Genomic DNA, 25,828 nt, shown 5'->3' with positions numbered 1-25,828 from the left:
CCCGGCGCGGCAGGCGTGAGCCTGGTCACCTGAGGGGTAATCCCTGTTGCGGAGGGTCAGGACCTGCCTACGATCCTCCGCAAGCAAAATGCGTGGGCGCCGGTGCGGAGCCGCCCACAGGGAGGAGCGCACCATGCGGGTCACCGGGGCAGTCGTGGTCATCGCCGTACTCGCCGGCGGGTCGGGAGCCGGCCTCGCCCGCCGGTTCACCGCCGCGGGCGCCTCCGGCGTCCTCATCGCCGACCAGCAGGTCGGCATCGCCGAGGACCTCGCCACCGAACTCGACCGGCCGGGCTGCCCGGTCGTCGGCGTCTGCGGCGACATCCGCCGCCCGAGCGACATCGCCGCCCTGGTCGACACCACCGAGAAGCACCTCGGCCCGATCGACCTGTTCTGCGTCGCAGGGCCGGGCGGCGAGCGCGTCGTCTCCCTCGCCGAGCTGCCGGACCACCTCGACCTGGAGCGGCTGGCCGAACTGCTCGCCCTGGTCGGCGAGGCGATCGCCGAGGTCGTCGACGAGGTGGTCCCGGTGCAGCGCCGGGCGGTGGAGGACGTGGCGGCGGTCTGACGGGGGGCGGCGGTCGCGGTGCGGGCGGCGTGCCCGGGCGGCGGTCGCGGTGCGGGCGTGCCCGGGCGCGGGTCTCGGCCCGGGCGTGCTCCGGGGGGCCGCTCGGGGCTACTCGGGCTTGAGCCCCTCGGCGGCGCGCACGGCGTCCCGGTAGCCGCGCGCGGCCGCCCGGAGCGCGGCGTCCACGTCCACCCCCGCGTCGAACGCCCGCTGCGCCACCGCGAGCAGCAGCCGGCCCGCCGACTCCGCCGTGAGCTCCGCGGGCAGCTCGTAGGCCGCGTCCGGCACACCGGTGAAGCCCGCCCGGCGCACCCGGGACACCAGCTTCGCCGCGTACGCCAGCGCGGGAAGACCGGCCGGCACGCCGTCCAGCACCGACTCGCGCTCCGACTTCTCGGCGGCCTTCAGCGCCTCCCAGTTCGCCTCCACCTCGGCGGCGCCCTCGGCCTCGACATCCCCGAACACGTGCGGGTGGCGGTACATCAGCTTATCGACGATGTCACCCGCCACGTCGTCGATGGAGAACGCGTCGGTGGGGTGCTCCTCGGCGATCCGGGAATGGAAGAAGACCTGGAGCAGGACGTCGCCCAGCTCCTCGCGGAGCGTGTCGCGGTCCCCCTCCTCGATCGCCTCGACCAGCTCGAAGGACTCCTCCACCAGGTACTTCACCAGGCTGGCGTGGGTCTGCTCGGCGTCCCAGGGGCAGCCGCCGGGCGAGCGAAGGCGGTCCATCACCGAGACCAGGTCCAGCAGCCGCGCGCCCGGCAGGTCGTACGAACCGGGCAGCACCTCGATCTCGGGCACCTCGCCCGCGTGCTCGACCGCGAGGCGCGCCAGCGCGTCGGTGAGCCCGGGGTCGCCGTCCGGGCTGCCCAGCCAGACCGTCGGCCCCGAGGCGGCCGGCTGTCCGGTCAGCAGCCGGGCGAGAGCGGGCGCCGAATCGGGCGCCACCACCTCCACCTCGACCCCCGCCTGCCGCACCGCCGGCAGCTGCGGGTGCGCGGCGTCCCCGGCGAGCACCCGCCCGGCCGACCTCAGCGCCTCCCAGGCGGGCCAGGCCAGCAGGCCGGGAGCCACCCGGTGGGTGGTGGTGAGCAGGATCAGCTTCGCGCCCGGAAGATTCGTCACACCCCGAACCTACCCGGCCCCGGTGAGCCCCCGCCTCCACGTTTCACCCGGCCAGGGGGACGGCGGGGCAGGTGCCGGTCAGGCCGCGTACCGGGTATCGCCCGGGCGGGTGCCGGTCAGGGTCCGGCACCGCCCTCCGCCCGGCCCGACGGGCGACAGGCATCAGCCCCGAGGCGGCGAGACCACGGCACCGGACCGGCCCCACCGCCGTACTCCGCCCGCCCCCGAGGGCGACGGCTGGCCCGGGTGTCGGCCGCGCCCCACCGCCCTCCGCCCGACCCGGAAGACGACGTCGGGGTACGTGCCGGCCCGCCGCCCCGCACCGCCTGACGCACCCGACGCAGAGGGGCAGCGGCAGGCCCCGGTGCCGGTCCGGCTCCGCCCCCTCGGTCGAAGGACGGCGGCAGGCCCATGGGTCCTCGCCCCTCCCGTTCGGCCGCAGCGGCGCGGGCCGGTCGCGCGGCACGGAGTGAGAAGTCGACCGGTCCGACTTCCTGTGCCCGTCGAACCTGAGGGCCAGCCGGCATGGGCCCCCGCCCGCCCCGTTCCGCCGCAGGGGCGCGTACCGGTCGCGGCGCGCGGAGTGGGAAGTCGGCCGGTCCGACTTCCTGTGCCCGTCGGGCCTGGGGGTCAGCCGGCCAGCCAGGGCGGGGTGTCGGGGAGGAGGGCGGCCCGGTCGGCGTCCCAGGTGCCGTAGCGGGGGTTGACGCGCAGGTGGAGGGCGGCTTCGGCCAGGGCGAGGCGGACGGTGTGGTCGCCCGCCGGGGTGGCGGCGTCCTGGCCCGTGGCGGCGGCGAGGCGGCGGATGCTCAGCTCGCGACGGAAGTAGTCGTCGACCCCGGGACCGGCGACACCCCGGGCGGCCAGGACGCGGGCGAGCGGGCCGGCACCGCCGTACCGGTCCTGCGCCGCCGTCCGGGCCGCCGCCACCTCCGCACCGCCCACCGCGAGCCCGCGGTCGGCCAGTGCGCGGGCGACGACCGCGTCGAGCACCAGGTCCGCGACGGCCCGTCGTACCAGTCCGTCCGGCGGCCGGCGGCCGTCCGCGGAGGCGCCGCCGGCCGCCTCGCGCAGCTCCGCGACCCGGGCCTCGACGACCGCCACCGGGATCCGCCGGCCGTCCAGCACGGCCGCCGTGCCCGGCGTCAGCCCGTCGGCTCCGCAGGCGGCCAGCGTCGGGACGGCGAGCAGGGCGCCGACGACGACGGCGGTCCGACGGTGCATGGCTGGTCTCCGGGGTGGGGGCGGCAGGCGTTCGGAGGCGCCTTCCCGCGAGCGGCCGGACGGTGTCCCGAGGGTAGGGCGGCCCGGCCCCCTCGGCGCGGACCGTGCCCCGAACGGCTCACCCGGCGTGCGGCGTCAACCCCGACGATCGTCCAGGTCTCCCCCTGCCTTTCGACCCGGGCCTCGGTCCCCCGGCTACCCCTACCGTCCTGACCATGACGAACAGGGCCAGGAAGAGAGCGGTCAGGACGAGGACGGTCGAGGCGGAAGGGGTCGGGGCCGGAAGGGCCGGGGCGAGCAGGGCGACCGGCACCCGGGTGGCGGTAGCGGTGGCGGTGTTGGGTGCGGGCACCGCCGCGGTCGGGTGGCTGGCACCGACAGGCGGTGGGCGGGCCGGGCACGGCGGGCCGGTACGGGTGACCGGCGGCGCGTCCGCCGGCGGCTACCGGCGGGTGGCCGATGTCGTCGTCGACGCACCGCACCGGCTCGCCTCGCTGCTGGAGCCCGCCAGCGAGGCGGGGTTGCTGGTGCTCGGGCTGCTGCTGGTGCTCTGCTGGTGGACGGCCCGCGGCCGACGCGCCGCCGACGCGGTCGCGGGGGTCGCGCTCACCGGGCTCGGCACCGTCCTCGCCTACGGGGCGAGCGAGGTGCTGAAGGTCGTGGTCGACGAGGAGCGGCCCTGTCGCGCCCTGCCCGACGCCCTGTCGGCACACCCCGTCGTCGCGCACTGCCCGCCGCCGGGCGACTGGTCCTTCCCCAGCAACCACGCGACCCTGGCCGCCGCCCTGACGACCGGTCTGGTCCTGCTGCGGCCGCGCTGGGCCCTGCTGGTCGTCCCGGTCGGGGTCGCGACGGCCGCGCTGCGGGTGGCCGCCGGGGTGCACTATCCGCACGACGTGGTCGCCGGGGCCGTTCTCGGCGGGGCGATCACCGCGGCGGTGGTCGTCGCGCTCCTGCCGCTCGCCACGGCGGCGGTGGCATCGCCGGTCGGGATACGGGTGCTGGGCCCGCTGGCGGCGGCGCGGCCGTCAGGCGCGCGGACCGCCCGCGCACGTTCCGCCGGTGGTCAGGCCGGCCTCGTGGGCGAGGACGGCGGCGGCCGCCCGGTTGGCCACTCCGAGCCGCGCCAGGACGGAGCTCACATGGGCTTTCACGGTCCCCTCCACCACCCCGATCCGGCGGGCGATCTGCCCGTTGGACAGTCCGGCGGCGATCAGCGTCAGCACCTCCCGCTCCCGGGTGGTCAGCGCGGCCACCTGTTCAAGCGCGGCGGAACGTCGGTCGGCCGGCCCGCCGGCTCCGGTGGCGGCGAGGTGGGCGACCACGCGCGCGGCCACCTTGGGTGAGAGGTAGGCGGCGCCGTCCGCCACCGCCCGCACCCCGGCGATCAGTTCCTCCGGCTCACCCGACTTGATCAGGAACCCGTTGGCGCCACCGCCTAGGGCCCGCAGGATGAAGTCGTCCTCGCCGAAGGTCGTCAGCATGACGATCCCGGTGGCCGCGCCGGAGCGGCGGATCTCGGCGGCGGCGGTGATGCCGTCCGTGCCGGGCATTCGGATGTCGAGCACCACGACATCGGGGCGGTGGCGGCGGACCAGCTCGACGGCCTCCCGGCCGTCCCCGGTCTCGGCGACGATCTCGATCCCCGGATCGGTGGTGAGCACGGCGCGGACGCCGGCCCGGACCATCGGCTCGTCGTCGGCGATCACCACCCGGATCGGTGTACCGGCGGCGGCCCGCTCGCCGCCGCTCATCCGGCGCTCACGCGATCAGCGCTTCCAAGGAGATCAGTACGTCCCGTTGGAAGCAGAGCCGGTACGCATCGCCGGAACGGTCGTCGTCGAACGGCTCGGCGGTGATCGCGTAGTACTCGCACGTCACTCCTTCTCCCCGGGGTGGCGGGTTCCCCACGGACGGATGGTACGGAAACTGATGGGCAGGCAGAAACCGCTGGACCGTCGCCCGGTCCTGACCGATCCGCAGCGACGCGTAGTCCGCCGGCTCCAGCACGGCACGGCCGGCCGTGTAGATCGTCCACCCCCGCAGGACGGCGGTCAGCGCCAGCACGGTGACCAGTGGCACCAGTACGGTCGCCGCCATCATCCGGCCCACCCGGCGGCGGGCGCGGCTGAGTTCACGGATGGGGGAGACCGGGGCGGGCCCGGGCGACAGAGTGACGGCGGCGCCGGCGCGCGGCAGGTGGGCGAGCACCTCGAACCCGCCGCCCTCGGCGCGCGGCCCGTACCGGAAGGTGCCGCCGGCCAGTCTGACCCGCTCGGCCAGGCCGATCAGCCCACGGCCGCCCGCGTTCGGTGCTGCCGCTGCTGCCGGTGCTGCCGCTGGACCCACCGGTGGCGGCCCGTTCACCACCTGGACGCGGACGCCCTCCGGCGTGTGGGCGACCCGCACGCCGACCCTCGCCTGAGGCGCGTGCTTGGCCGCGTTGGTCAGCGCCTCCTGGGTCACCCGGTACACGGCGTGCTCCACCGCGCGCGGCAGAGCGTCCGCCGGGCCCGTCATCGTCAGGCGGACCTGCAGACCGGCGGCGGCCGCCTCCTCCACCAGGTGGGCGACCCCCGCGTCGGCGGGGCCCCGGGCGGCCTCGCCCGCCGCGTCCGTCTCCTCCCGGAGGATGCCGATCACCTCGGCAAGGCGTTCCACGGCCGCTCCGGCACCCTTGCGGATCTCCTGGGCCGCCTCCCGGTGCGCCGGGGCGAGGTCGGGTGCCAGCTTCAGGGCACCGGCCCGCAGGGCGATCAGGCTCAGGTCATGACCGAGGGCGTCGTGCATGTCCTGGGCGATCCGGGCCCGCTCCCGCAGCCGGGCCTGCTCCGCCACCAGTTGCTGCTCGCGCTCCAGCCGCTCCGCCCGCTCCCAGCCGGCCCGGACCAGTTCCTGGGACTGCCGCCAGAACCGGCCCGCCATCCAGGGCGCCATGCCCGCGCAGACCACCAGCGAGAGGAAGGACGTCCCCGGGACCATCCAGGCCGGTACCGCCAATGCCACCGTCACCCCGCCCGCCACGACAGCGGCCAGCACGGTCACGGCCCACCGCACGCGATCCGTCCGCCACCCGGCCAGGAACGCCGTGGCGATCGCGGGCAGCGCCCACCAGATGCTTACCGCGCACGCCCCCGTGGCCACCGCCGTACCCACCAGCAGCGCCCCGTCGAGCCACCTGCTCCACCTGCTCCACCACTCACCGTTCACCCTCACGGCTACGACAGTAGGAGGCGGGCAGCAGCACCGAATCTGCCGAAAGTCATACCCGGCCCAGGCGAGCCGACCCAGCGGGCCACGCTGCTCGCCCGACTCACGCTGCACGCCCGCAGGAAGCCGGACCCGCCGACTTCCCACTCCAGCTCAACGGGCCGGCGGCCAGGGAGCGGTGTGCGGGTCGCGGGGTGTGGGGGTGTTGGCCGATCCTCTCGGTGAAGCGGTAACGACCGCCGATCACCCTGGCCGCGGTCACCCCGGCGGCACGCACGGCCGGCCGTCCTCGCGGGCCTGACGGCGCAGCAGTTCACCCAGCCCGCGTATCTCCTCCCCGGTCGCGGGCGGTCCCGGGCCGGACCGGGGTCGACTACGGGGCCGGGTACCCGTAGCCGGGCGCGGGCGGCGGGGTCGGGGTCCCGAAGGGCGGGCCGTACCCGGAGACCGGTGCCTGCGGGTAGGCCGGCCCGGACACGGGCGGTCCGTACGGTGCGGCGGGCGACGGGTGGTACGCCGCCGCGGCGGGCGCCTTCGGCCGGCCCGCCTCCCAGACCGCGCGCAGGTCCATCGCCAGGAAGTGCAGCGGTGCGCCGAGCCACATCAGCACCATGGCCACCATGCCGACGGTGTCCGCGGTGGGCGCGTCGCCGGTGCCGCCGGCCACGCCCGCGCAGACCAGGTAGGTGAGGAAGAGTGCGGCGAACACCGCCGCACCGAGGGTGTCGTACGCCCGGCGGCGGCGGACCGCCAGCAGCAGCGAGGGGATCATGCCGAGCAGGCCGACCGTCACCAGCGGCGTGAGGACGCACAGCACCCGGCCGAGCACCCCGTAGGGCCCGGCCGCCTCCCCGGGCCGCCGGGCCGGACCGGGCGGCGGCGGAGCGGGGTACGACACCGTGCCCGGCGCCCCGCCCTGGGGCAGGCCACCGGGGAACGCGCCGCCGGGCGGTGGTCCGAACTGCCCGGGGTACTGCCCTGACATGTGCGCTCCTGAGCGGGTGAGGACGGCGGTCGGCCGCAGCACGGACGAACCCCGCACACCGTACCGCCCAGCACCGACCCGCCGGCGGGCTTCGCGGGCCCCGGTCCCAGGGCGAGGAGTCAGGAACGAGGATCCGCGGCACAGCAGAGAGCGGCGGCCCCCGGCGCATCGCCCGGGACCGCCGCCGCACATCCGCCGGAACGGGTCGCTACTTCTTCGACCCCGCCAGGTCGTCGAACATCGCGGACAGGAACTCACGGCACCAGCCGAGCAGTTCCCGCCCGACCAGCGGCTTGCCGCCGATCCGCCCGGTGGACGGCCGGGGCACCAGCAACTGCTGGGCGGCCGCCTTCACCTGGCTGCGCGGGTAGAGCCGGTTCAGCCGCAGCTGCTGCGACTCGCGCAGCTCCACCGGCCCGAACCGGACGTTGGCGCCGGCCAGCGTGATGTCGGCGATGCCGCACCGGCGGGCGTACAGCCGCAGCGCGGCCACCAGCAGCAGGTTCTCCACCGGCTCGGGCAACTTGCCGTACCGGTCGACCAGTTCGTCCCGGACCTGCTGGATGTTCTGCTCCGAGTTGACCGCCGCGATCGAGCGGTACGCCTGCAGCCGCAGCCGCTCGCCCGGCGCGTAGTCGTGCGGCACGTGGGCGTCCACCGGCAGCTCGATCTTGACCTCCAGCGGCTCCTCCTCCGGCTCGCCGCCGCCGGACAGCGACTCCCGGAACTCGGCCACCGCCTCGCCGACCATCCGCATGTAGAGGTCGAAGCCGACGCCCGCGATGTGCCCGGACTGCTCGCCGCCGAGCAGGTTGCCGGCGCCGCGGATCTCCAGGTCCTTCATCGCCACGTACATACCCGCGCCCATCTCGGTGTGCTGGGCGATGGTGGCCAGCCGCTCGTGCGCCGTCTCGGTCAGCGGCTTCTCCGGCGGGTACAGCATGTACGCGTAGCCGCGCTCGCGCCCACGGCCGACCCGGCCGCGCAGCTGGTGCAGCTGGGAGAGCCCGAAGGTGTCACCGCGCTCGACGATCAGGGTGTTGGCGTTGGAGATGTCGATGCCCGACTCGACGATCGTGGTCGACACCAGGACGTCGAACTCCTTCTCCCAGAAGTCGACGACCACCTTCTCCAGCGCGGTCTCCCCCATCTGCCCGTGCGCGGTGGCGATCCGCGCCTCGGGGACGAGGTCCCTCAGCCGGGCCGCCGCCTTGTCGATCGACTCGACCCGGTTGTGGATGTAGAAGACCTGACCCTCGCGCAGGAGTTCACGCCGGATGGCGGCCGAGATCTGCTTCTCGTCGTAGGGGCCGACGAAGGTCAGCACCGGGTGCCGCTCCTCCGGCGGGGTGGTGATGGTGGACATCTCCCGGATGCCGGTGACCGCCATCTCCAGGGTGCGCGGGATCGGCGTGGCGGACATCGTCAGCACGTCCACGTTGGCCCGCAGCTTCTTCAGCTGCTCCTTGTGCTCGACGCCGAAGCGCTGCTCCTCGTCGACGATGACCAGGCCGAGGTCCTTGAAGCGGGTCTCCGAGGAGAACAGCCGGTGGGTGCCGATGACGACGTCCACCGAGCCCTCGAACAGGCCCTCCAGCACGGCCTTCGCCTCGCTGTCGGTCTGGAAGCGGGAGAGCGCCTTCACCGTCACGGGGAAGTTGGCGTACCGCTCGGCGAAGGTGGAGAAGTGCTGCTGCACCAGCAGCGTGGTCGGCACCAGCACCGCCACCTGCTTGCCGTCCTGGACGGCCTTGAAAGCCGCCCGCACCGCGATCTCGGTCTTGCCGTAGCCGACGTCGCCGCAGATCAGCCGGTCCATCGGGACGGACTTCTCCATGTCCGACTTGACCTCGGCGATGGTGGTCAGCTGGTCGGGCGTCTCCGCGTAGGGGAAGGCGTCCTCCAGCTCGCGCTGCCACGGGGTGTCCGGGCCGAAGGTGTGGCCGGGCGCGGCCATCCGGGCGGAGTACAGCTTGATCAGGTCGGCGGCGATCTCCTTGACCGCCTTCTTGGCCCGCTGCTTGGTCTTCGCCCAGTCCGCGCCGCCGAGGCGGTGCAGCGTGGGGGCCTCGCCGCCGACGTACTTGGTGACCTGGTCCAGCTGGTCGGTCGGCACGAACAGCCGGTCGCCGGGGTGGCCGCGCTTGGCCGGCGCGTACTCCAGCACCAGGTACTCGCGGGTGGCCCCCTGCACCGTGCGCTGCACCATCTCGACGTAGCGGCCGACGCCGTGCGCCTCGTGGACGACGTAGTCGCCGGCCGCCAGAGCCAGCGGGTCGATCGCGTTGCGGCGCCGGGAGGGCATCCGGCGCATGTCCTTGGTGGAGGACTTCTGCCCGGAGAGGTCCGTCTCGGTGATGACGGTGAGCTTGAGCGCCTCGTCGACGAAGCCGTGCTCGATCGAGCCGCAGGAGACGTAGACGACGTCCCTGGTCGGCGCCTCGCCGAGGTCGGCGACCAGGCGGGCCGGGATGCCCTCGTTGCCGAGCACCTCCGCGAGCCGGGAGGCCGGGCCGTGGCCCTCCGTCACCATGACCACCCGCCAGTCGGCGGCCAGCCGCTCCTTGGCGTCGGCGATGGCCCGGGCGGTGTCGCCCCGGTACGCCTCCACCGCGTGCATGCCCAGGGTCAGGGTGTTGACGTCGAACTCCAGCACCTCGCTGATGCTGGACTCGCTGGTCGCGAAGGGGCTGACCGACCACCAGGGGAGCCCGATCTCGGCGGCGTGCTCGCGCACCTCCGCGAGCGAGCGCAGCGAGGCGGCCGAGACGTCGATCGTCTCCAGGTCGATCGGCCGGTCCCCGCCGGCGGCGGCCGCCACCCAGGAGGCGTGCAGGAACTCCTGGCTGGTCGCCACCAGGTCGGCCGCCCGGGTGCGGACCCGCTCCGGGTCGCAGACCACGGCCACCGATCCGAGCGGGAGCACGTCCATCAGCAGTTCCATGTCGTCCACCAGGACGGGCGCCAGCGACTCCATGCCCTCGACCGCGATGCCCTCGGCGATCTTGTCCAGGATCTCGGCCAGCCCGGGCTGCTGGGCGGACAGCTCGGCGGCCCGCGCCCGCACCTCGTCGGTCAGCAGCAGCTCACGGCAGGGCGGCGCCCAGAGACCGTGCTCGGCGATCTCCAGCGAGCGCTGGTCGGCGACCTTGAAGTACCGGATCTCCTCGACGTCGTCGCCCCAGAACTCCACCCGCAGCGGGTGCTCCTCGGTCGGCGGGAAGACGTCCAGGATGCCGCCGCGGACGGCGAACTCGCCGCGCTTCTCGACCAGTTCGACCCGGGCGTAGGCGGCTGCCGACAACCGCCGGGCCACCGCCTCCAGATCGTGCGACTCACCGCGCAGGACGGCCACCGGCTCCAGCTCGGCCAGCCCCTTGACCTGCGGCTGGAGCACCGAGCGGACGGGGGCCACGATCACCTGCACCGGTCCGGCGGCCGGGTCGTCCGCCCGCGGGTGCACGATCCGGCGCAGCACCGCCAGCCGGCGGCCGACCGTGTCCGAGCGCGGCGAGAGCCGCTCGTGCGGGAGCGTCTCCCAGGCCGGGTACTCGGCGACCGTGTCGGGCGGCAGCAGCGAGCGGAGCGAGGCGGCGAGGTCCTCGGCCTCCCGGCCGGTCGCCGTGACGGCCAGCACCGGGCGGCCGCGCTCCCCGGCCGACTGCGCGGCCATCGCGCGGGCCAGCGCGGCGATGGCGAACGGCCTGGCGGCGGGCGGGCCGACCAGGTCCAGGTGGTGGCGAGCGCCGGCCGCGGTACCGGTCGCGGTCGCGGCCTCGATCGCCTCGGCGAGCGCCGCGTCCCGCGCGACGACATCGAGCAGTCCGGTCAGGCTCATCAGGAGTCTCTTCTTCGTGCCGTGGCTGGTGCCGCCCGGGCGGCACCAGCCTGCCGGGGCAACGCGAACGGCCCGGCGCGCCGAGCGGCCGGGGGTCTCCAGCCTACGCCGCAGGGCCGACACGCACGCGGCGCACGGGCCCGGCGGGGCCGCGGGACGGGTGCGGCGGGCGCGGGGCCGGACCGGGCCGGCGCCCGGACGGGGACGAAGCACCGGCCGCACGCTGCGGCTCCGCCTCCGCGTTCCGCCACGAACTGGACATACTCCTGTCACTGGCCGTCCATGGAGATCGCGCACCATGGTGACTGTGCCCGCCGCACCCAACCGTGGGGGATGGCTGCGGAGGGCACAGTCGCACACCCGATGGGGGTCGGGGGTGCGAGGCCGGGCGACCCTGGGTGGGGGCGCCCGCCCAAGCGCCGGGAACCGTGGCGCCCTTTCCTGGAGGGCGCCACGGGTCTCGGCCTCTTTCGTGGTGCGCGGGCACCCGCTCCGCGCGCCCGTTCCCCGCCGCGCACCCCCCTTCCGCGCCCTCGCCGCACCGCGCACCCGGCCACGCCGCCGCCGCACCGCGCCCCCGGCCACCACCCACCGGACCCCCGCGCCCCCGGCCACCACCCACCGGACCTCCGCGCCCGCGCGACCACCACCCCAGCCACCACCACCTGAACGGCCACCACCCGCCCGCGCGGCACGGCTCCGCCCACTTCGCCGAAAGGCCACGCGGCCCGGCGCCGCTCCCTACCCTGTGGTGAAGGCCGTGTGGGGATGCCCCGGCGGGGACCAGGGGGCGTCGCGATGGAGGGGGTTCTTCGTCATGCGCGTTGTCATCGCAGGTCAGGGGTATGTGGGGCTGCCGCTGGCGGTCCGGGCGGCCGAAGTCGGCTATCAGGTGGTCGGCTACGACGTGGACGAGCGCCGGATCAAACGGCTGGCCGTCGGCGAGTCCTACGTCGAGGACATCCCGGCCCCCCGGCTGCGGCCGCTGCTGGAGAACGGCAGCTACCTGCCGTCCGCCGAGCCGGCCGACGTGGCCGGCTTCGACATCGCGGTGATCACGGTCCCGACGCCGCTGCGCGACGGGGTGCCGGACCTCTCCTACATCGAGGCCTCGGCCCGGTTGCTCGCCCAGCACCTGCGCCCGGGCGCCACCGTCGTGCTGGAGTCCACCACCTACCCGGGCACCACCGAGGAACTGCTCGCGCCCCTGCTGGAAGAGGGGTCCGGACTGACCGCCGGCCGGGACTTCCACCTCGGCTACAGCCCCGAGCGGATCGACCCGGGCAACCCGACCTGGCGACTGGAGAACACCCCGAAAGTGGTCTCCGGCATCGACCCGGCGGCGCTGGCGGCGGTCGACGGCTTCTACGGACGGCTGGTCGAGCGAACCGTCCCGGTCTCCTCCTGCAAGGAGGCCGAGCTGACCAAGCTGCTGGAGAACACCTTCCGCCATGTGAACATCGCGCTGGTCAACGAGCTGGCGATGTTCGCCCACGACCTCGGCATCGACGTCTGGGAGGCGATCGACGCCGCCTCCACCAAGCCGTTCGGCTATCTGCGCTTCACCCCCGGGCCGGGGGTCGGCGGGCACTGCCTGCCGATCGACCCCTCCTACCTGTCCTGGCGGGTGGAGCGGGCGCTCGGCCAGTCGTTCCGCTTCGTCGAGCTGGCCAACGACGTGAACAGCCACATGCCCGACTACGTGGTGCGCCGGCTCGCCGAGGCGCTGAACGAGCGGCAGCGCTCGGTCAAGGGCTCCCGGGTGCTGCTGCTCGGGCTCGCCTACAAGAAGAACACCGGCGACGCCCGGGAGACCCCGGCCGCCCGGGTCGCCGAGCTGCTGACCCGGATGGGCGCCGAGGTCCGGGCCGCCGACCCGCACGTGGTCGTCGGGGTGCACGTCCCCGAGCCGGTGATCCCCGGGCAGCGGGCGGCCGAGCTGGACCCGCACGGCGACCCGTTCGCCGCCGTCCGCCGGGTCGAGGCGACTCCGGAGGAGCTGGCCGGGGCCGACGCGGTGGTGCTGCTCGCCGACCACGACGAGTTCGACTACGAGGCCGTCACCGCGCACGCCCGGTACGTGCTGGACTGCCGCCGCCGGCTCTCGGGCGCGACGGTCGAGGTGCTGTAGGGCCGGTCGGCCCGCGCGAACGCGGTGCCGGGCGTCCGCACCCGCCCGGCACCGCGCACAAGGGATCCGGCCCGCCCCGGCTCCCGGTGACTACCAGCGGGACAGGTTGATGTCGTACATCGTCACCTGGTGGCCCTGGTTGCCGTTGAAGTCGTACTGCTCCCAGTTGAAGACGGTCCAGGAGCCGAGGCCACCCCCCAGATAGGTGATGACCCGGTTGTTGCCCGCGTCGATCCGGTCCACGTTGTAGACCCGGACGGACATCCAGCCGTCATTCGCGAAGCAGAGCCGGCCGCTGTAGCCGTAGTTGTACACCTTCGCGAAATCGGTGCGGTTTCCGCATTCGACCTGGCTCACCGCGTTCGCGCCGGTCGTCGGCAGCAGTGCGGCGGCAGCGGCGGTGAGAACGGCGAGGGCACCGATCCGGCGGGCCAGGACATTTCCGGTGCGGCGATCCCTGCGGGGATTTGCGGGATTTGTGCGGCGAATCATGAAACCCCTCCATCGACAGCGGTTGCGACTCCAGAGATTTACATGGGGGCCTGTCGCCGAACAGCTGATTTCCGGCCAAGCCGAAACCCCCGGGACGGGCCGCCGGGCCGGGGTCGAGCGGAATGCGCTAGGGTCCGAACAAGCTTGCCGTGCCCGAGGATCGGAGCAGACGATTGGCACGTCCACCACATTTCGGACGATTCGCCGCCATCACCCTGGCGGCCGTGCTGTCGGCCATTTCCGCAGGCTGCGCCGAGGATACCGGGGGGAAGTCGGTGAAATCCGCGCCGACGCCCCCCGCGATCGGCACCCCTGAACCCCCGGAATCCGGCCGCGCCGGAATGACCGGACTGCCGCTTTCCGCTTATCAGGCCAATGACCAGGTGGCCGTGAAAGAGATTCAGGCCAGGAATATGCTGGTCGTCTCCTGCATGCAGCGGGCCGGATTCACCGGTTTCGGCGGCGACGGCCTCCAGGCGGCGCAGGCCCCGGACAACGCGACGGCCCTGCCGGCCGGCGCCTGGGGGTACCTCGGGGCCGAGGCCGCCGCCGTCCAGGGGTTCCACCCCCCGAAGCGGGCGCTGCCCCGGCCCGTCGCGCCGGCGGCCGGCCCGGCCGAGGCCTACGACGCGGCCCGGGTCGACTGCGATCGGCAGGCGGCGGAACGGATCGGCTCGCCGCCGGGGCCCGGGGCCGAGCTGGTCGGCCGGCTCTTCGACGAATCGATCGGGGCGACCGGCCGCGACGCCCGGGTGGCCGCGGCGACCGGCGAGTGGTCCACCTGCATGGCCGCCGCCGGCTTCCGCGTCGACGACCCGGCGGCCCTGCCGGAGCGGTACCGGGCGGTCGCGGAGATCACCCCGGGCGAGCTGGCGACGGCCCGCGCCGACGCCGACTGCACGGCCCGGAGCAATCTGGCGGGGATCTGGTTCGCCGTACTGGCCGGCTACCAGCGGCAGCAGATCGACCGGAACGCGCAGGCCCTGACCGCCCAGCGGGAGGCGGTCAGGGCCCAGGACGCGAAACTCACCCGGCTGGTGGCCGGCGGCTCGTGAGGCCCTCACGGGGTCACGAGCCGCCGGGCCACCCGGTGCCGGGACCGGCGCTCGCGGTGCCTCAGCGCCGCCTGTTGAGGCCCACCGTGTTCGGGGTGGCGTAGTCGCTGCCGTCGTCGACGATCACGATCTTCGGAATGATCCGGGTCTCGTCCTCGGCGGGCCGGCCCGGCGCGTCGGCCGCCTCGTCGTCGGCCACCTCGTCGGCGGCGGTCGCGGCCGACCCGCTCGGCGGCGTGCTCGGCGTGCTCGGCGTGCTCGGCGGCGCGCTCGGCCGGGGCGGCACCCCCGCCGGGGCGGCGGGCGCCACCGGACCGGGCGCGACCGGTCCGGGGCTGACCGGCCCGGTGGCGACCGCGCCGGCGACGGCCGGAGCGGAGTCGGCCGGAGCGGAGTCCGCGGCCGGGGCCGGGGCAGCATCGTCGGGAGCGGCGTCGAAGGGACCCACCGGGCCGGGAGTGACCGGCAGCACCGCGGTGGCCGCCTCGGTGACGGCCCGCTGCCCGCCGCCCACCGCGACGGTCTTGCGCAGGTTCGCCACCGCGATCTCGCCGGTGTCCGCCTCGGAGTCGACCGCCGGCGCGGGCCCGGCGGGGGTCTCGGCCGCCAGGTCGGGCTCGATCGCGCCCACCGCCGCGCCGGTGAGCGAGGCGAGGGTGCCCTTGATGTGGTCCAGGTGCTGCTGCACCGTCTCCTGCCGGGCCGCGAACTCGCGCTGCTCGCGCTCGCTCTCCGCGTTGATCCGCTCGGCCTCGCGCCGGGCCTGCTCGATCAGCTGGTCCGCCCGGGCCTGCGCCTCGGCGTCGGACTGCTTGATCTGCCCGAGCACGGTCTCCCGGTACTGCTCGGCCTCCTTGACCCGGCGCTCCGCGGTCGCCGAGATCCGGGCGTCCTCGGCGTCGGCCCGGGCCTCGGTCGCCGCGAAGGTCTCGTCGGCCTCCCGGCGCAGCTCGGCGAGCTTGGCCTCGGCCAGCTCGGAGGCCTCGGCCGCGGCGACCCGCACCTTGGCGGCGTGGCCGGTGGCGGCGTCCCGCACGGCCCGGCTCTCGCGGTCGGCGTCGGCCCGGATCGCCTCGGCCTCGGCGCGGGTCCGCTCCTCGGTGCGCCGGGCGGCCTGGTCGGCCTCGGCGCGGGTGGTGGCGGCGTACTCCTTGGCGGCCTGGCCGAGCGCCTGACCGGCCTCGTAGACCTCGTCGCGGAGGTCCTCGGCGAACCGCTCGGCGGCCTCCCGGACCGCCCGGGCCTCGTTCGCGGCCATCGTGGCCAGTCCGGCGGCCTGCTCGCTGAGCACCTGGTAGTCCGGGTCCGGAGCGTCGGCGGCGGCCTGCCGGATCTCGGCCAGCCGCCGCTCCATCTCCCGGATTCCGGCGCCCAGCACGCTCAGCCGTTCCCACGCCTCGTCCCGTTGGGCGGTGAAAACGGTCAGGGCTCGGTCGACCTGCTCGGGCGCGTAACCGCGCCGGGCAGCGGTGAAGCCGTGCTGGGGGACGGCATCGCTCATGGGCTCTTCCCCTCGTGTCGCGGGCTGCGGAGCCCATGATCGGACGGAACGGACGGATCCGGAACCGGAACCGGAAGGCGGTCCGGAATCGGACGCCGTACGGATCGGAACGCGGCGAGGAATGGACGAATAGACCCATCCTCTTGACCTATTTTGCGCAGATCAGGGCGAAACCCCAACGAGGCAGAGCCGCGACGGCACGCCGAAGGGGTCGTTCCGGACACCGGAACGACCCCTTCCACCTGCACGGATCCGCGTCGGCCCGCTACAGCAGGCCGTCCCAGAACTGCTCCAGGAGGACGGCCCACCAGGTGTCCGCCGACTGCAGGGCCGCGGGGTCGATCGCGGCGAGCTGAGCCTGGAAGTCGGTCGTCCAGCGACCGGCCTGGTCCGGGGTCAGCCCGTACCGCAGCCGCCACATCCGGCCCAGCAGGGCCAGGGCGCGAACGAACTCCGGTACACCACTGTTGACGAACCGGGGCGGCTCGCCGGTTCCGTCGATGTCCACCGCGACCACGTGCGCCGTGCCGTACTGCACGCAGAGCTGGCGGCCGTAGTCGTTGCCGAGCACCAGGTAGCCGCCGAAGTCCGGGCCGCCGGTCAGTCCGCGCTCGGCGGCCAGCTCGGCGAGCGTCGGGATCGGGCGGCCCTCCTGGGCCTGCGCCCAGAAGAAGGGTCCGAACTCGCGCGGCAGGCCCCCCCACATCAGGGTCTGCGCCACCGGCTCGGGCACGCCCTGGCGGGAGACGGCGCGCTGCTCGAAGTGGAACACGTTCGAGCCGAAGGCCTGGCTCACCTCCTGGCCGAGCTGCTGCGGTGCGATCGGCGGCAGCACCGGAACGCTGCCCGGGGCGGGCGGCGGCACCCGGAACGGGCGGACCCGCTGGGCGCCGGAGGCCAGCTGGTGCAGCTCGTCCAGGTGGTCCAGCAGCTGGGCCATGCCGGCCTGCCGGGAGTGGTGGTCCCGGCCGTAGTCGGCGGTGTGGGTGAGCCGGACGTTCGGCCAGGAGGCGGCGATCATCCGGTTGCAGTAGCCGCCCGGCAGGTCGCAGGACTCCAGCTCGGTGTAGAGCTCCAGGACCTGCTCCGGCGGGACGTTCAGCCGGCGCAGGTCCTGGAGGATCTTCCACTCCGGGTGCGGGGTGCCGGGCTCGCTGCGGTGCAGCAGCTTCTGCTCCGAGCCGTCCGGGCCGCGGTAGCTGAGCGCGGCGAAGTAGCCGGGGCCGACGGCCGGCACACCGGGCGGCACCGGGGCGCCCTGCGGCGGACCGGGGACCGGCGCCGGGGCGGCGGCCGGGGCGGCCGGCGAGGCCGCGCCGGGGTAGCCGTAGCCGGCCGCGCCGGGGCCGGGCGGGGGCGGCACGGCCGGGCCGCCGGACGGCGGCGTGCCGGGATCGGCCGGGGCACCGCCCAGCAGCGCCGGGTCGATCGCTCCCGCCAGCTGGGTGCGCTCGTACGCGACCCCGCCGGCGGGCGGGCCGGCGGCGGGTGGCGCGGGCGGGGCCGCGGGGCCGCGCAGGCCGGCCGGCGGCGGGGGCGGCGGGGCACCGGCCGCGCCGCGACCTCCCGCGGCCGCGGCGGGGGCACCCGTGCCCGAGGACTGCCGCAGGCCGCCCGGCGGGGGCGGCGGCGGGGCGGCGGCCGCGCTCCGGCCGAGCGAGACCGGTGCTCCGCCCGGAGCGGCCGTGCCGCCGCGCAGGGCGGCCGGCGGGGGCGGCGGCGGGGCGGCCGCCGCGCTCCGGCCGCGCGCCCCGTGCGACGCGTCGGGCGCCGGAGCGGGCGCGCCGGGGGTACCGGGGGCGCCGGGGGCGCCGGGCAGGCCCATCAGGCCGGGCATCGCGTCCGGCGAGGCCAGCACGGTCGCGGCGTGTTCGACACCGGGGCCGCCCGGCGGGATCGCCGGGCCGCCGGGAGCCGGCGCGCCCGGACCGGGGGCACCGGGCAGGCCCATCAGGCCGGGCATCGCGTCCGGCGAGGCCAGCACGGTCGGGGCCTGCTCGGCCGACGGCGGCACCGGCGCGGCCGGCGCACCGGGGGCCGGGGCGCCCGGGCCCGGGGCGCCGGGCAGCCCCATCAGGCCGGGCATCGCGTCCGGCGGCGCCAGCACCGTCGGGGCGGGCTCGACCGCCGGAGCGGCGGCGGGGGGCACCGGGGCCATCCCGTAGCCGCCCTCGGGCAGCAGCACGGTGGCCGCCTCGGCACCGGGCCGCGGCTCGCCGGCCAGACCGGCGCCGTTGGTCCGCAGACCGTCGGGCAGCAGCACGGTCGCCGCCTCGGCACCGGCGGCCGGCGGGGACGGGACGGGCGGGGCGGGCGGAGCGAGCGGCGTGGCGGGCACCGGCGGGGCGACCGCCGGCGCGGCCGGGGGCGGGCCGCCCTGGCCGGGCGGCGGGGCGAGCATGGTCGGTGCGTCCCCGGCCGGCCGCTCGGAGACCGGCGGCGTGGTCAGCACGGCGGGTGCCGGCGGCACCGGCGGCGCCTCGGAGCCGGCCGGACCAACCGGAGCGGCCGGAGCGGCGGCGGGTGCCGGAGCCGGCGGGGCCGGATGCGCGGGCGCCGGGGCGCCGAGCCGTTCGGCCTCGGCGGCGATCGCCGCGGCCCCCGCCTCCTGGAGCCACTGCGGCGGGCTGAGCAGGAAGGACGTCGCCTCCACCGGCCCGGGCGCGGGCCTGGCCGCCCCGGCCGGATTGGCCGCGACCGGCCGTCCGTAGACCTCCTCGTACTGCCGGACCACCTCGTTGACCGGCAGCGCCGGCCAGAGCGTGCTGGCGCCGGAGTCCCGGGCGATCACCAGCCGCGCCTCACCCGCCGAGCCGCCCGGGGCCGCCGAGCCCTCGGAGCCGTCCGCCGGGCCGCCGGAGCCACCGGCCGCGCCCTCCGCGGGCTGCACCGCCCAGCAGACGAAGCCCAGGTCGAACTCCCGGACCCGTACCTCGCGCTGCCGCGGACGCGGCACCCCGCCGTTGATCCACTCGTCGGCGAGCTCCTGCGCCTGCGTGTACGTCACCACGCCCGGTTCACCCCTGTCCCCTTCGTCCCCGCTTGTTCCGCTACCACCGTCGCCGCAGCCGTACGGGCCACGTCAGCCCACCGGCACGGCGCGGGCGAACCCGCCGTCCACCATCAGCTCCGCGACCGTCTCCAGTTCCGGCGGACTGCCGGCCAGCCGGAGCAGGAAGTCGTCGAAGTCCTCGCCGCAGGGCAGCAGCAGCCGGGCGACCCGCTCCTCGGGCGCCTCGGGGGCGCCGCCGTCACGGGCGTCGTCGTAGAGGCAGAACCAGACCGAGCCGGCCCGGTCGCCGCGCACCTTGAGCGCCACGATGCCGCCCTGGGCATACGCGATGCCCAGGTAGTCCTTGGTGAGGTGGTCGCGCAGGCACTTGTTGGCGTAGACGACGTCCTCCGTCCCGTACTCCTCGCTGAGGGTCAGGAACGGCTGGTCGAGCAGCAGCCCCAGCTCGGGGTCGAGCGCCACGCCGACCGGGGCCCGGCCGCCGGCCAGCTTGAGGAAGGTCCGGTACGCGCCGGGCAGCCGGTAGCCGAGGCGCTCCTCGGCCCGCTGCACCAGGTCCTCGGGGACGCCGATCGGGTCGCCGCCGTCCCGGGCGAGCGAGAAGTGCACCGGCCGGCGCTCCTGCAAGGGGCGGGTGCCCCGGCGGGTGTGGTCCGCGGTGGAGGTGGCCAGGCCGCCGTGGTGCCGCAGCAGCGCCTTCACCTCGACCGGGACGAGCTCCATCCGCCGCCAGCCGGGCGCGGCCCGGCCGACCGCGTGGTGCCAGGTCCAGCCGGGCGGGGTGGCCACGGCGGTCTCCAGGTCGGCCCAGAGCGGATGGCCCTGGGTGAACTGCGCGGCATTGGCCGAGACGTAGTCCGTCAGCCGCAGTTCGTCGACGCCGAAGCCCTCCGGCGGATCGGCCACCTCGGCCGCGGCCGCCGCGTACGGACCGAAGTCCGGGTGACCGTGCTCGTCCACCCTGACCCCGGCGGGGTGCCGCTCCGCCCGGACCGGGTCCGGGAACTGCACCACCTGACCTGCGTACGCCGCGTTGGGCGCGGCGGCGACGCCGGGCCGACCTGTCGTCATCTGGGAGCCCCCACTGGCTGCTGCAAATTCGGTGCGCTTGCTGGACACCAGCGTAGGGGGTCCCCCCGGGCCACGACCCCCCGCCCGGGCACACCGGACAGCCCGCGGGCCACGGGCGGGGAGCGCGGCCGCGGGCCCGGACCGCGCCGGCCCGCCGGGGCTCAGGCGGCGAGCGCCTTGGCCAGCGTCTCCACGACGCGTTCCTGCTGGGCCGCGGTGATGTGCGGGTGGAGCGGCAGGGTGAGAAGCTCCCGGGCGGCCCGCTCGGCGACCGGGAACGCGCCCGCACCGTGGCCGAGTTGCCGGAACGCCGGCTGGAGGTGGACGGGTACCGGGTAGTGGACGCCGGCGCCGATGCCCGCGGCCTGCAGCGCGGCAAGCACGGCGTCCCGGTCCCGGCCGGGCCCGATCCGCACCGCGTACAGGTGCCAGACGTGCTCGTTGCCGGGCGCGGTCCGCGGCGGGGTGAGGCCGTCGATCCCGGCCAGCAGCCGGTGGTAGCGCTCGGCGGCGGCCCGGCGGGCCTCGTTCCAGGCGGGCAGCCGGCGCAGCTTGGCCCGCAGCACGACGGCCTGCAGCGCGTCCATCCGGGAGTTGAAGCCGAACCGCTCGTGCTCGTACTTGCGGCCCGAGCCGTGGTCGCCGATCAGCCGGACGGCGGCCGCCAGGGCGTCGTCGTCGGTGACGACGGCGCCCGCGTCCCCGTACGCGCCGAGGTTCTTGCCGGGGTAGAAGCTGGTGGCGGAGACCAGCCCGTGGAGGGCGCGGCCGTGCTGCCGGGCGCCCTGGGACTGCGCGGCGTCCTCCACCACCGGCCGGCCGGCGGCCAGCTCCAGCAGCGGGCCCATCGGGGCGAGCTGCCCGTTGAGGTGGACGGGCAGCAGCGCGACGGCGCCGGGCAGCGCGTCCGCCACGCGCTCGGGGTCGATCAGCAGGTGGTCCGGGTCGGCGTCGACCAGCACCGGGCGCAGCCCGGCCCGGACCACGGCCTCCGCGGTGGCGACGAAGGTGTTGGCGGGGAGCACCACGCCGCCGCCGGGCGGCAGGTCGAGGGCGCGCAGCGCCAGTTCGAGCGCGTCGGTGCCGTTGGCGGCGCCGACGCAGTGCCGGGCGCCGGAGAAGGCCGCGTACTCCGCCTCGAAGCCGGCCGTCTCGGGGCCCTTGATGTAGCCGCCGGTGGCGAGCACCCGGTCGAAGCCGGCCCGGACCTCGGCCTCCACCTCGGCGTGCGCGGCCTTCAGGTCCACCAGCGGAACCGGCTCGTCGACGGGCTGATCGGTGCTCATCCTGGTCTCCCCCTGGGTGTCTCGGCGGATCGGAGCGGGCGGACGGCGGCGACGGCCCGGCCCCGGGCCGTGAACGTGGCCGTGGCCGTGGACGGGCGGGGCTGGCCGGGCCGGTTCAGCCGAGCGCCGCGCGCACGGCCCCGACCACCCGGTCCTGCTGCCGCTCGGTGAGCGCGTGGTAGAGCGGCAGGATCAGCGAGCGGCCGGTGAGCAGCTCGGTGGCGGGCAGCGGCACCCGGGCGGTGCCCTGGTACGGGGCCTCCAGGTGGGCCGCCATGATGCCGCGCCGGGCGGAGACGCCGGCGGCGGCGAGGTCGGCGAGCACCGCCCCGCGGTCGGGGGCGGTGTCCGGGAGCAGCAGCCAGCAGGACTGGTAGTTGGTGCTGCCGTGCGCCGGGTCGGCCACCAGCCGGCCGCCGGTGCCGGCCAGCAGCTCCCGGTACCGCTCGGCGAGTTCGCGCCGCCGGGCGACCATGGCCGGCAGCTTGCGCAGCTGCACCAGGCCGATCGCCGCCTGGATGTCGGTCATCCGGTAGTTGAAGCCGATCTCGTCGTACGTCTCCAGCCGGCCGGCGCCGTCCTTCGCGGCGTGCCGGTCGGCGGCCGAGACGCTCATCCCGTGCTCGCGCAGCCGGCGCAGCCGGGCGGCGAGCGCGCCGTCCTGGCAGGTGACCATGCCGCCCTCGCCGGTGGTGAGCAGCTTGCGCGGGTGGAAGGAGTAGGCGGCCAGCGCCGCCGTGCCGCCCACCGGCCGGCCCCGGTGGACGGAGCCGGCCGCGCAGGCGGCGTCCTCGACCACGGTCGCCCCGCGCGGTTCGACCAGCGCGCGGAGCCCGTCCAGGTCGACCGGGACGCCGCCCTGGTCGACCGCGATCACGGCCCTGGTCCGCTCGGTGAGCAGGGGTTCGACGGTGGCGGCGGTGAGGTTGCCGGTGGTGACGTCCACGTCGGCGAAGACCGGGACGGCGCCGACGTAGGTGACGGCGTTGGCGGTGGCGACGAAGGAGAACGAGGGGACGACGACCTCGTCCCCCGGCCCGACCCCGGCGCCGATCAGCGCCAGGTGCAGGGCGGTGGTGCAGGAGGAGACCGCGACGGCGTGCGGTACCCCGAGGTGCTCGGCGAAGGCCCGCTCGAACTCGGCGACCCGGGGGCCCTGGGCCACCCAGCCGGAGCGGACGGCCTCGGCGGCGGCGAGGGCCTCCTCCTCGCCGAGCCAGGGGATCATGACGGGGATGGTGGACACAGGTGTACTCCGAACTGCCGTGCAGACGAGGGGACTACTGCTCGCGCCACCAGGCGACCAGCCTGCGCAGGCCGTCGTCGAGGCCCAGTTCGGGCTTCCAGGCGAGGTCGCGTTCGGCGGCGGTGATGTCCGCCAGGCGCCGGACCACGCCGCCGGCGGTGCCCCGGGCGGGGCCGTGCTCGACGTCGAGGTCGGTGCGGTCCATCGCGGTGAGCAGGGCGTCGGCCAGCCCTCGCAGCGAGACCTCGGTGCTGCTGGCGATGTTGTAGACCCGATCGGTGACGGGCGCCGCGGCGGCCAGCAGGTTGGCCCGGGCGATGTCCTCGGTGTAGACGAAGTCCATGGTCTGCGCGCCGTCGCCGAAGATCAGCGGCGGCTGCCCGGCGGCGATCCGCTCCATCCAGCGGATGAACACCTCGGTGTACTTGCCGTGGACGTCCATCCGGGGCCCGTACACGTTGAAGTACCGGAGCGCGACGTAGTCCAGGCCGGCCATCGCGTGGAAGCTGCGCAGCAGCCCCTCGTTGAAGACCTTGGCCGCCCCGTACAGGGTGTCGTTGTGGTACGGGTGCTGGGTCTCCGGCGTCGGGAAGACGTCGGCGAGGCCGTAGACGGAGGCGGTGGAGGAGGCGATCACCTTGCCGACGCCGACCTCCGCGGCGGCCTCGACCACGTCGAAGGTGCCGTCCACCATGATCTCCAGGGCCAGCCTGGGCTCGGTGGCGCACTGGGTGATCCGGATCGCGGCCAGGTGGAACAGCAGGTCGGTGCCGGGGCCCAGCAGCTCGCGCAGCAGGCCGCGGTCGCGGATGTCGCCGTCCACCACCCGCAGCTGCCCGGGTGCGGCGATCTCGCGGGCGTACGCCAGGTTGGCCGCCCGGCCGCGGACGAAGTTGTCGAGCACGACCACCTCGCGGGCGCCCGCCGCGATCAGCTGGTCGACCACGGTGGAGCCGATGGTGCCGGCCCCGCCCGTGACCAGGCAGCGGGAGCCCTCGATCTGTACAGCGTTCACCGCGCGGCGGCCCTCTCGTTCGCGTCGGACAGTTCGTCGGGACCGGCGCCGACCGGGACGGTGGCGCCGCCGAGCTCCAGGCTGAGCGAGGCGGCCTCCAGCAGCTGCAGCACGCGCAGTCCGGCCCGGCCGTCGGTGAGCGGGGCCCGGCCCTCGGTGATGGCGGCGGCGAACTCGGCCATCACGTTGCGCAGCGCCTCCTGCTCGACCAGCGCGGGCGCGACCATCTCGCCCACCCGGTAGGAGATCAGCGTCTGGTGGCGGATCGCGTCGGTCAGCTCGTCGGGCGGGGTGAGGTCCACGCCGCGGTCGTGCACCGCGAGCCGGGCCTGCGGGTTGAGGTCGTCCCAGACCAGGGTGCGCCGCGAGCCGCCGATGAGCGTCGTGCGGACCTTCGTCGGGGAGAGCCAGTTGACGTGGCAGTGCGCCAGCGCGCCGTTGCTCAGCCGGACCGTCAGATAGGCCACGCAGGCCCGGCCGGCCCCGATCGGGTCGGCGCCCTGGGCGGAGACCCCGATCGGTTCGACGCCCGGTGGCAGGACGAAGTCCAGGATGGACAGGTCGTGCGGGGCGAGGTCCCAGAGCACGTCCACGTCCGGCTGGACCAGCCCGAGGTTGATCCGCACCGAGTCGAAGAACTGGACGTCGCCGATCTCCCCGCCGTGCACCAGCTCGCGGATCCGGCGCACCACGGGCGTGTAGCAGAAGGTGTGGTCGCACATCAGCACCAGGCCGCGCTCCTCGGCGAGCGCCACCAGCTCGGCGGCCTCCGCGGCGGAGGTGGTGATCGGCTTCTCCACCAGGACGTGCTTGCCCGCCTCCAGCGCGGCCCGGGCCAGCCGGTAGTGCGCGGCGGCCGGGGTGGCGACCGCGACCGCGCCGACCCGCTCGTCCGCGAGCACCTGGGCGAACGAGGTGGTGGACCGGACGGTGCTGTACTCGCCCAGCACCCGGCGGGACCTGGCCTCGTCCAGGTCGCAGAGCCAGTGCAGGCGCAGCGCCGGCGTCTGCTGCGCGTTGCGGACCAGGTTCGGGCCCCAGTAGCCGGCGCCGACCACCGCGATCCCGACCGGGTGCGCGGGCGCGGGCTGCGGCGGCGCGCCCGGGGTGGGCACGTGCTCGCCGGGCGCCTCGTTCGCGGTTTCCGTCCCCGTCATCGCAAGACCCCCCTTGCTCGACGCCGGGGCGCCCTTGCCCCGACGGCCTCAAAGGCCAGACCGAGCAGAGGAGTTGCCGCACCGGCCGATCAACCCCCCAGGGACCGGCCGCCCCCTTGGCTCGCTGCTGGAACGCTACCGGCCGCCGCCCCCGGCCGGAGGCGGATTCGGGAAACCCGGGGACGAGTCGTGACGACGGCGTGCGGATCCGGCCGACCCGGCGTGCCCACCGGCCCGCCGGTGGCCGGCCGTCGCCCCCCGGTTGTACGGATGTCGGTGCCATTTGACAGGCTTGCCCCGGACTGACCCCACACGGTCCCGTCACCGGCGGACGAACAGGAGGAGGACGACGTATGACCACCGGCGAACCGGCCGGCCCGCCCGTGCTGCGCCACTTCCGCGACAGCCTGCTGCCCGCCGTCGCCGCCGCCCTGTCGCTGAAGGGCGGCGAGGTGCACACCCTGGCGGGCGACAAGCCCGCCCGGCGCCCGGCCCTGCATCCCCTGGTGGCCGACTTCCTGGACGCGCTGCCGCTGGAGCACCGCGAGCGCTTCACCGGCCGCTGCCCGGAGGCCGTCCTGCTCTCCCAGTACCTGGCCGTCGTGGACGCCAAGCGCTCCAAGCGCGCCGCCCGCAAGCCGCTGGGCCTGCCCGAGGCCCGCAAGGCGCTCAAGGGCTCGCGGCTGACCACCGTACGGATCCGCGAGGAGCACGACCCGGCGCACGGCACCCACGCCCCGCCCTGCCGCTCCTGCGTACCGCTGCTGGAGCACTTCGCCGTGCGGAGCGTCGCGGTCGGGCCGCCCGCCCGCTGACCGCGCACCCGCGTACGCCCCCCGTCCCCGAGCCGCCGGAGCCCGCCCTGAACCCGCCCAGTCCGCCCAGTCCGCCGCTGCCCCCGCCGAGCA

Annotated in this window: 19 protein-coding genes and 1 pseudogene; 5 read left to right on the top strand and 15 right to left on the bottom strand. The window is 75.7% G+C overall.

The window, feature by feature from the left end; all coding sequences use genetic code 11:
* The first annotated feature begins 133 nt into the window (after positions 1-133).
* Positions 134-568, top strand: a complete 435-nt coding sequence (locus ACZ34W_RS31810) for an SDR family NAD(P)-dependent oxidoreductase (protein ID WP_329489340.1) — start codon at positions 134-136, stop codon at positions 566-568.
* 108 nt (positions 569-676) lie between these two features.
* Here ACZ34W_RS31810 and ACZ34W_RS31805 read toward each other — a convergent pair whose 3' ends face one another.
* From ACZ34W_RS31805 to ACZ34W_RS31795, 3 genes are all read right to left on the bottom strand, one after another.
* The gene (locus ACZ34W_RS31805) at positions 677-1,696 is read right to left on the bottom strand and encodes a nucleoside triphosphate pyrophosphohydrolase (protein WP_465609026.1); all 1,020 of its coding nucleotides are present in this window, start codon (positions 1,694-1,696) and stop codon (positions 677-679) included.
* A 630-nt stretch (positions 1,697-2,326) separates the two neighbouring features.
* The gene (locus ACZ34W_RS31800) at positions 2,327-2,920 is read right to left on the bottom strand and encodes a SurA N-terminal domain-containing protein (RefSeq protein ID WP_465609024.1); all 594 of its coding nucleotides are present in this window, start codon (positions 2,918-2,920) and stop codon (positions 2,327-2,329) included.
* Positions 2,921-3,362: 442 nt separating this feature from the next.
* A complete protein-coding gene (locus ACZ34W_RS31795; RefSeq protein ID WP_329492413.1) occupies positions 3,363-3,530 on the bottom strand; it encodes a hypothetical protein in 168 nt (55 codons plus the stop codon).
* Between ACZ34W_RS31795 and ACZ34W_RS31790 the strand changes: the two are divergent.
* Positions 3,466-3,807 (top strand): annotated as a pseudogene (locus ACZ34W_RS31790) (phosphatase PAP2 family protein); the annotation flags it as partial. The gene ACZ34W_RS31795 and the pseudogene ACZ34W_RS31790 sit on opposite strands and share 65 nt — an antisense overlap.
* 141 nt (positions 3,808-3,948) lie before the next feature.
* On the opposite strand, the gene ACZ34W_RS31785 reads toward ACZ34W_RS31790, so the two are convergent.
* The 4 genes from ACZ34W_RS31785 to mfd form a co-directional block, all read right to left on the bottom strand.
* Positions 3,949-4,674, bottom strand: coding sequence for a response regulator (locus tag ACZ34W_RS31785; RefSeq protein ID WP_465609022.1), 726 nt, complete (start codon positions 4,672-4,674; stop codon positions 3,949-3,951).
* A gap of 7 nt (positions 4,675-4,681) precedes the next feature.
* On the bottom strand, positions 4,682-6,136 hold the full coding sequence (locus ACZ34W_RS31780) for a sensor histidine kinase (protein WP_465609020.1): 1,455 nt from the start codon (positions 6,134-6,136) through the stop codon (positions 4,682-4,684).
* Positions 6,137-6,503: 367 nt separating this feature from the next.
* The gene (locus tag ACZ34W_RS31775; RefSeq protein ID WP_465609018.1) at positions 6,504-7,115 is read right to left on the bottom strand and encodes a hypothetical protein; all 612 of its coding nucleotides are present in this window, start codon (positions 7,113-7,115) and stop codon (positions 6,504-6,506) included.
* A 208-nt stretch (positions 7,116-7,323) separates the two neighbouring features.
* Entirely contained in the window at positions 7,324-10,953 is a 3,630-nt protein-coding gene (mfd, locus tag ACZ34W_RS31770) for a transcription-repair coupling factor (protein WP_465609016.1), read from the bottom strand.
* Positions 10,954-11,770: 817 nt separating this feature from the next.
* On the opposite strand from mfd, the gene ACZ34W_RS31765 reads away from it, so the two are divergent.
* Entirely contained in the window at positions 11,771-13,084 is a 1,314-nt protein-coding gene (locus ACZ34W_RS31765) for a nucleotide sugar dehydrogenase (RefSeq protein WP_329489333.1), read from the top strand.
* A gap of 90 nt (positions 13,085-13,174) precedes the next feature.
* On the opposite strand, the gene ACZ34W_RS31760 is transcribed toward ACZ34W_RS31765, so the two are convergent.
* Positions 13,175-13,576: a beta/gamma crystallin domain-containing protein gene (locus ACZ34W_RS31760; protein WP_329489332.1), complete on the bottom strand. Its 402-nt coding sequence runs from the start codon at positions 13,574-13,576 to the stop codon at positions 13,175-13,177.
* A 389-nt stretch (positions 13,577-13,965) separates the two neighbouring features.
* Here ACZ34W_RS31760 and ACZ34W_RS31755 point away from each other — a divergent pair, with 389 nt between their 5' ends.
* Positions 13,966-14,631, top strand: a complete 666-nt coding sequence (locus ACZ34W_RS31755; protein ID WP_465609013.1) for a hypothetical protein — start codon at positions 13,966-13,968, stop codon at positions 14,629-14,631.
* 61 nt (positions 14,632-14,692) lie between these two features.
* Here the strand turns inward: ACZ34W_RS31755 and ACZ34W_RS31750 are convergent, their stop codons facing one another.
* The 7 genes from ACZ34W_RS31750 to ACZ34W_RS31720 all read right to left on the bottom strand — a co-directional run bounded on the left by ACZ34W_RS31750 (position 14,693) and on the right by ACZ34W_RS31720 (position 24,920).
* The gene (locus tag ACZ34W_RS31750; RefSeq protein ID WP_465609011.1) at positions 14,693-16,132 is read right to left on the bottom strand and encodes a cell envelope integrity protein TolA; all 1,440 of its coding nucleotides are present in this window, start codon (positions 16,130-16,132) and stop codon (positions 14,693-14,695) included.
* 265 nt (positions 16,133-16,397) lie between these two features.
* Complete coding sequence (locus tag ACZ34W_RS31745) at positions 16,398-19,142, bottom strand: SUKH-4 family immunity protein (protein ID WP_465609009.1); 2,745 nt, start codon at positions 19,140-19,142, stop codon at positions 16,398-16,400.
* Positions 19,143-19,214: 72 nt separating this feature from the next.
* Positions 19,215-20,216, bottom strand: a complete 1,002-nt coding sequence (locus tag ACZ34W_RS31740; RefSeq protein WP_329489328.1) for an HNH endonuclease — start codon at positions 20,214-20,216, stop codon at positions 19,215-19,217.
* 161 nt (positions 20,217-20,377) lie between these two features.
* A complete protein-coding gene (locus tag ACZ34W_RS31735; RefSeq protein ID WP_465609007.1) occupies positions 20,378-21,502 on the bottom strand; it encodes a DegT/DnrJ/EryC1/StrS family aminotransferase in 1,125 nt (374 codons plus the stop codon).
* Between the two features lie 115 nt (positions 21,503-21,617).
* Positions 21,618-22,730 (bottom strand): DegT/DnrJ/EryC1/StrS family aminotransferase, encoded by a 1,113-nt coding sequence (locus tag ACZ34W_RS31730; RefSeq protein ID WP_465609005.1) that lies wholly within the window; start codon positions 22,728-22,730, stop codon positions 21,618-21,620.
* Between the two features lie 52 nt (positions 22,731-22,782).
* Positions 22,783-23,763, bottom strand: a complete 981-nt coding sequence (locus ACZ34W_RS31725) for an NAD-dependent epimerase/dehydratase family protein (RefSeq protein ID WP_465609003.1) — start codon at positions 23,761-23,763, stop codon at positions 22,783-22,785.
* Positions 23,760-24,920 (bottom strand): Gfo/Idh/MocA family protein, encoded by a 1,161-nt coding sequence (locus ACZ34W_RS31720; protein ID WP_465609001.1) that lies wholly within the window; start codon positions 24,918-24,920, stop codon positions 23,760-23,762. Before ACZ34W_RS31720 ends, ACZ34W_RS31725 begins: the two co-directional genes overlap by 4 nt.
* 353 nt (positions 24,921-25,273) lie before the next feature.
* Here ACZ34W_RS31720 and ACZ34W_RS31715 point away from each other — a divergent pair, with 353 nt between their 5' ends.
* Positions 25,274-25,735, top strand: a complete 462-nt coding sequence (locus ACZ34W_RS31715) for a YwqJ-related putative deaminase (RefSeq protein WP_329489323.1) — start codon at positions 25,274-25,276, stop codon at positions 25,733-25,735.
* Positions 25,736-25,828 lie beyond the last annotated feature (93 nt).

The sequence above is a fragment of the Kitasatospora sp. NPDC022856 genome, from assembly GCF_055561235.1.
Note: the sequence above shows the minus strand (reverse complement) of the source record. Positions and strands in the feature narration are given on the sequence as shown.

What these genes read in the sequence shown, in the direction of transcription:
- ACZ34W_RS31810 (WP_329489340.1), top strand. Translation starts at nt 134, where the DNA reads ATGCGGGTCACCGGGGCAGTCGTGGTCATCGCCGTACTCGCCGGCGGG.
- ACZ34W_RS31800 (WP_465609024.1), bottom strand. Translation starts at nt 2,920, where the DNA reads ATGCACCGTCGGACCGCCGTCGTCGTCGGCGCCCTGCTCGCCGTCCCG.
- ACZ34W_RS31785 (WP_465609022.1), bottom strand. Translation starts at nt 4,674, where the DNA reads ATGAGCGGCGGCGAGCGGGCCGCCGCCGGTACACCGATCCGGGTGGTG.
- ACZ34W_RS31775 (WP_465609018.1), bottom strand. Translation starts at nt 7,115, where the DNA reads ATGTCAGGGCAGTACCCCGGGCAGTTCGGACCACCGCCCGGCGGCGCG.
- mfd (WP_465609016.1), bottom strand. Translation starts at nt 10,953, where the DNA reads ATGAGCCTGACCGGACTGCTCGATGTCGTCGCGCGGGACGCGGCGCTC.
- ACZ34W_RS31765 (WP_329489333.1), top strand. Translation starts at nt 11,771, where the DNA reads ATGCGCGTTGTCATCGCAGGTCAGGGGTATGTGGGGCTGCCGCTGGCG.
- ACZ34W_RS31760 (WP_329489332.1), bottom strand. Translation starts at nt 13,576, where the DNA reads ATGATTCGCCGCACAAATCCCGCAAATCCCCGCAGGGATCGCCGCACC.
- ACZ34W_RS31750 (WP_465609011.1), bottom strand. Translation starts at nt 16,132, where the DNA reads ATGAGCGATGCCGTCCCCCAGCACGGCTTCACCGCTGCCCGGCGCGGT.
- ACZ34W_RS31740 (WP_329489328.1), bottom strand. Translation starts at nt 20,216, where the DNA reads ATGACGACAGGTCGGCCCGGCGTCGCCGCCGCGCCCAACGCGGCGTAC.
- ACZ34W_RS31735 (WP_465609007.1), bottom strand. Translation starts at nt 21,502, where the DNA reads ATGAGCACCGATCAGCCCGTCGACGAGCCGGTTCCGCTGGTGGACCTG.
- ACZ34W_RS31730 (WP_465609005.1), bottom strand. Translation starts at nt 22,730, where the DNA reads ATGATCCCCTGGCTCGGCGAGGAGGAGGCCCTCGCCGCCGCCGAGGCC.
- ACZ34W_RS31720 (WP_465609001.1), bottom strand. Translation starts at nt 24,920, where the DNA reads ATGACGGGGACGGAAACCGCGAACGAGGCGCCCGGCGAGCACGTGCCC.
- ACZ34W_RS31715 (WP_329489323.1), top strand. Translation starts at nt 25,274, where the DNA reads ATGACCACCGGCGAACCGGCCGGCCCGCCCGTGCTGCGCCACTTCCGC.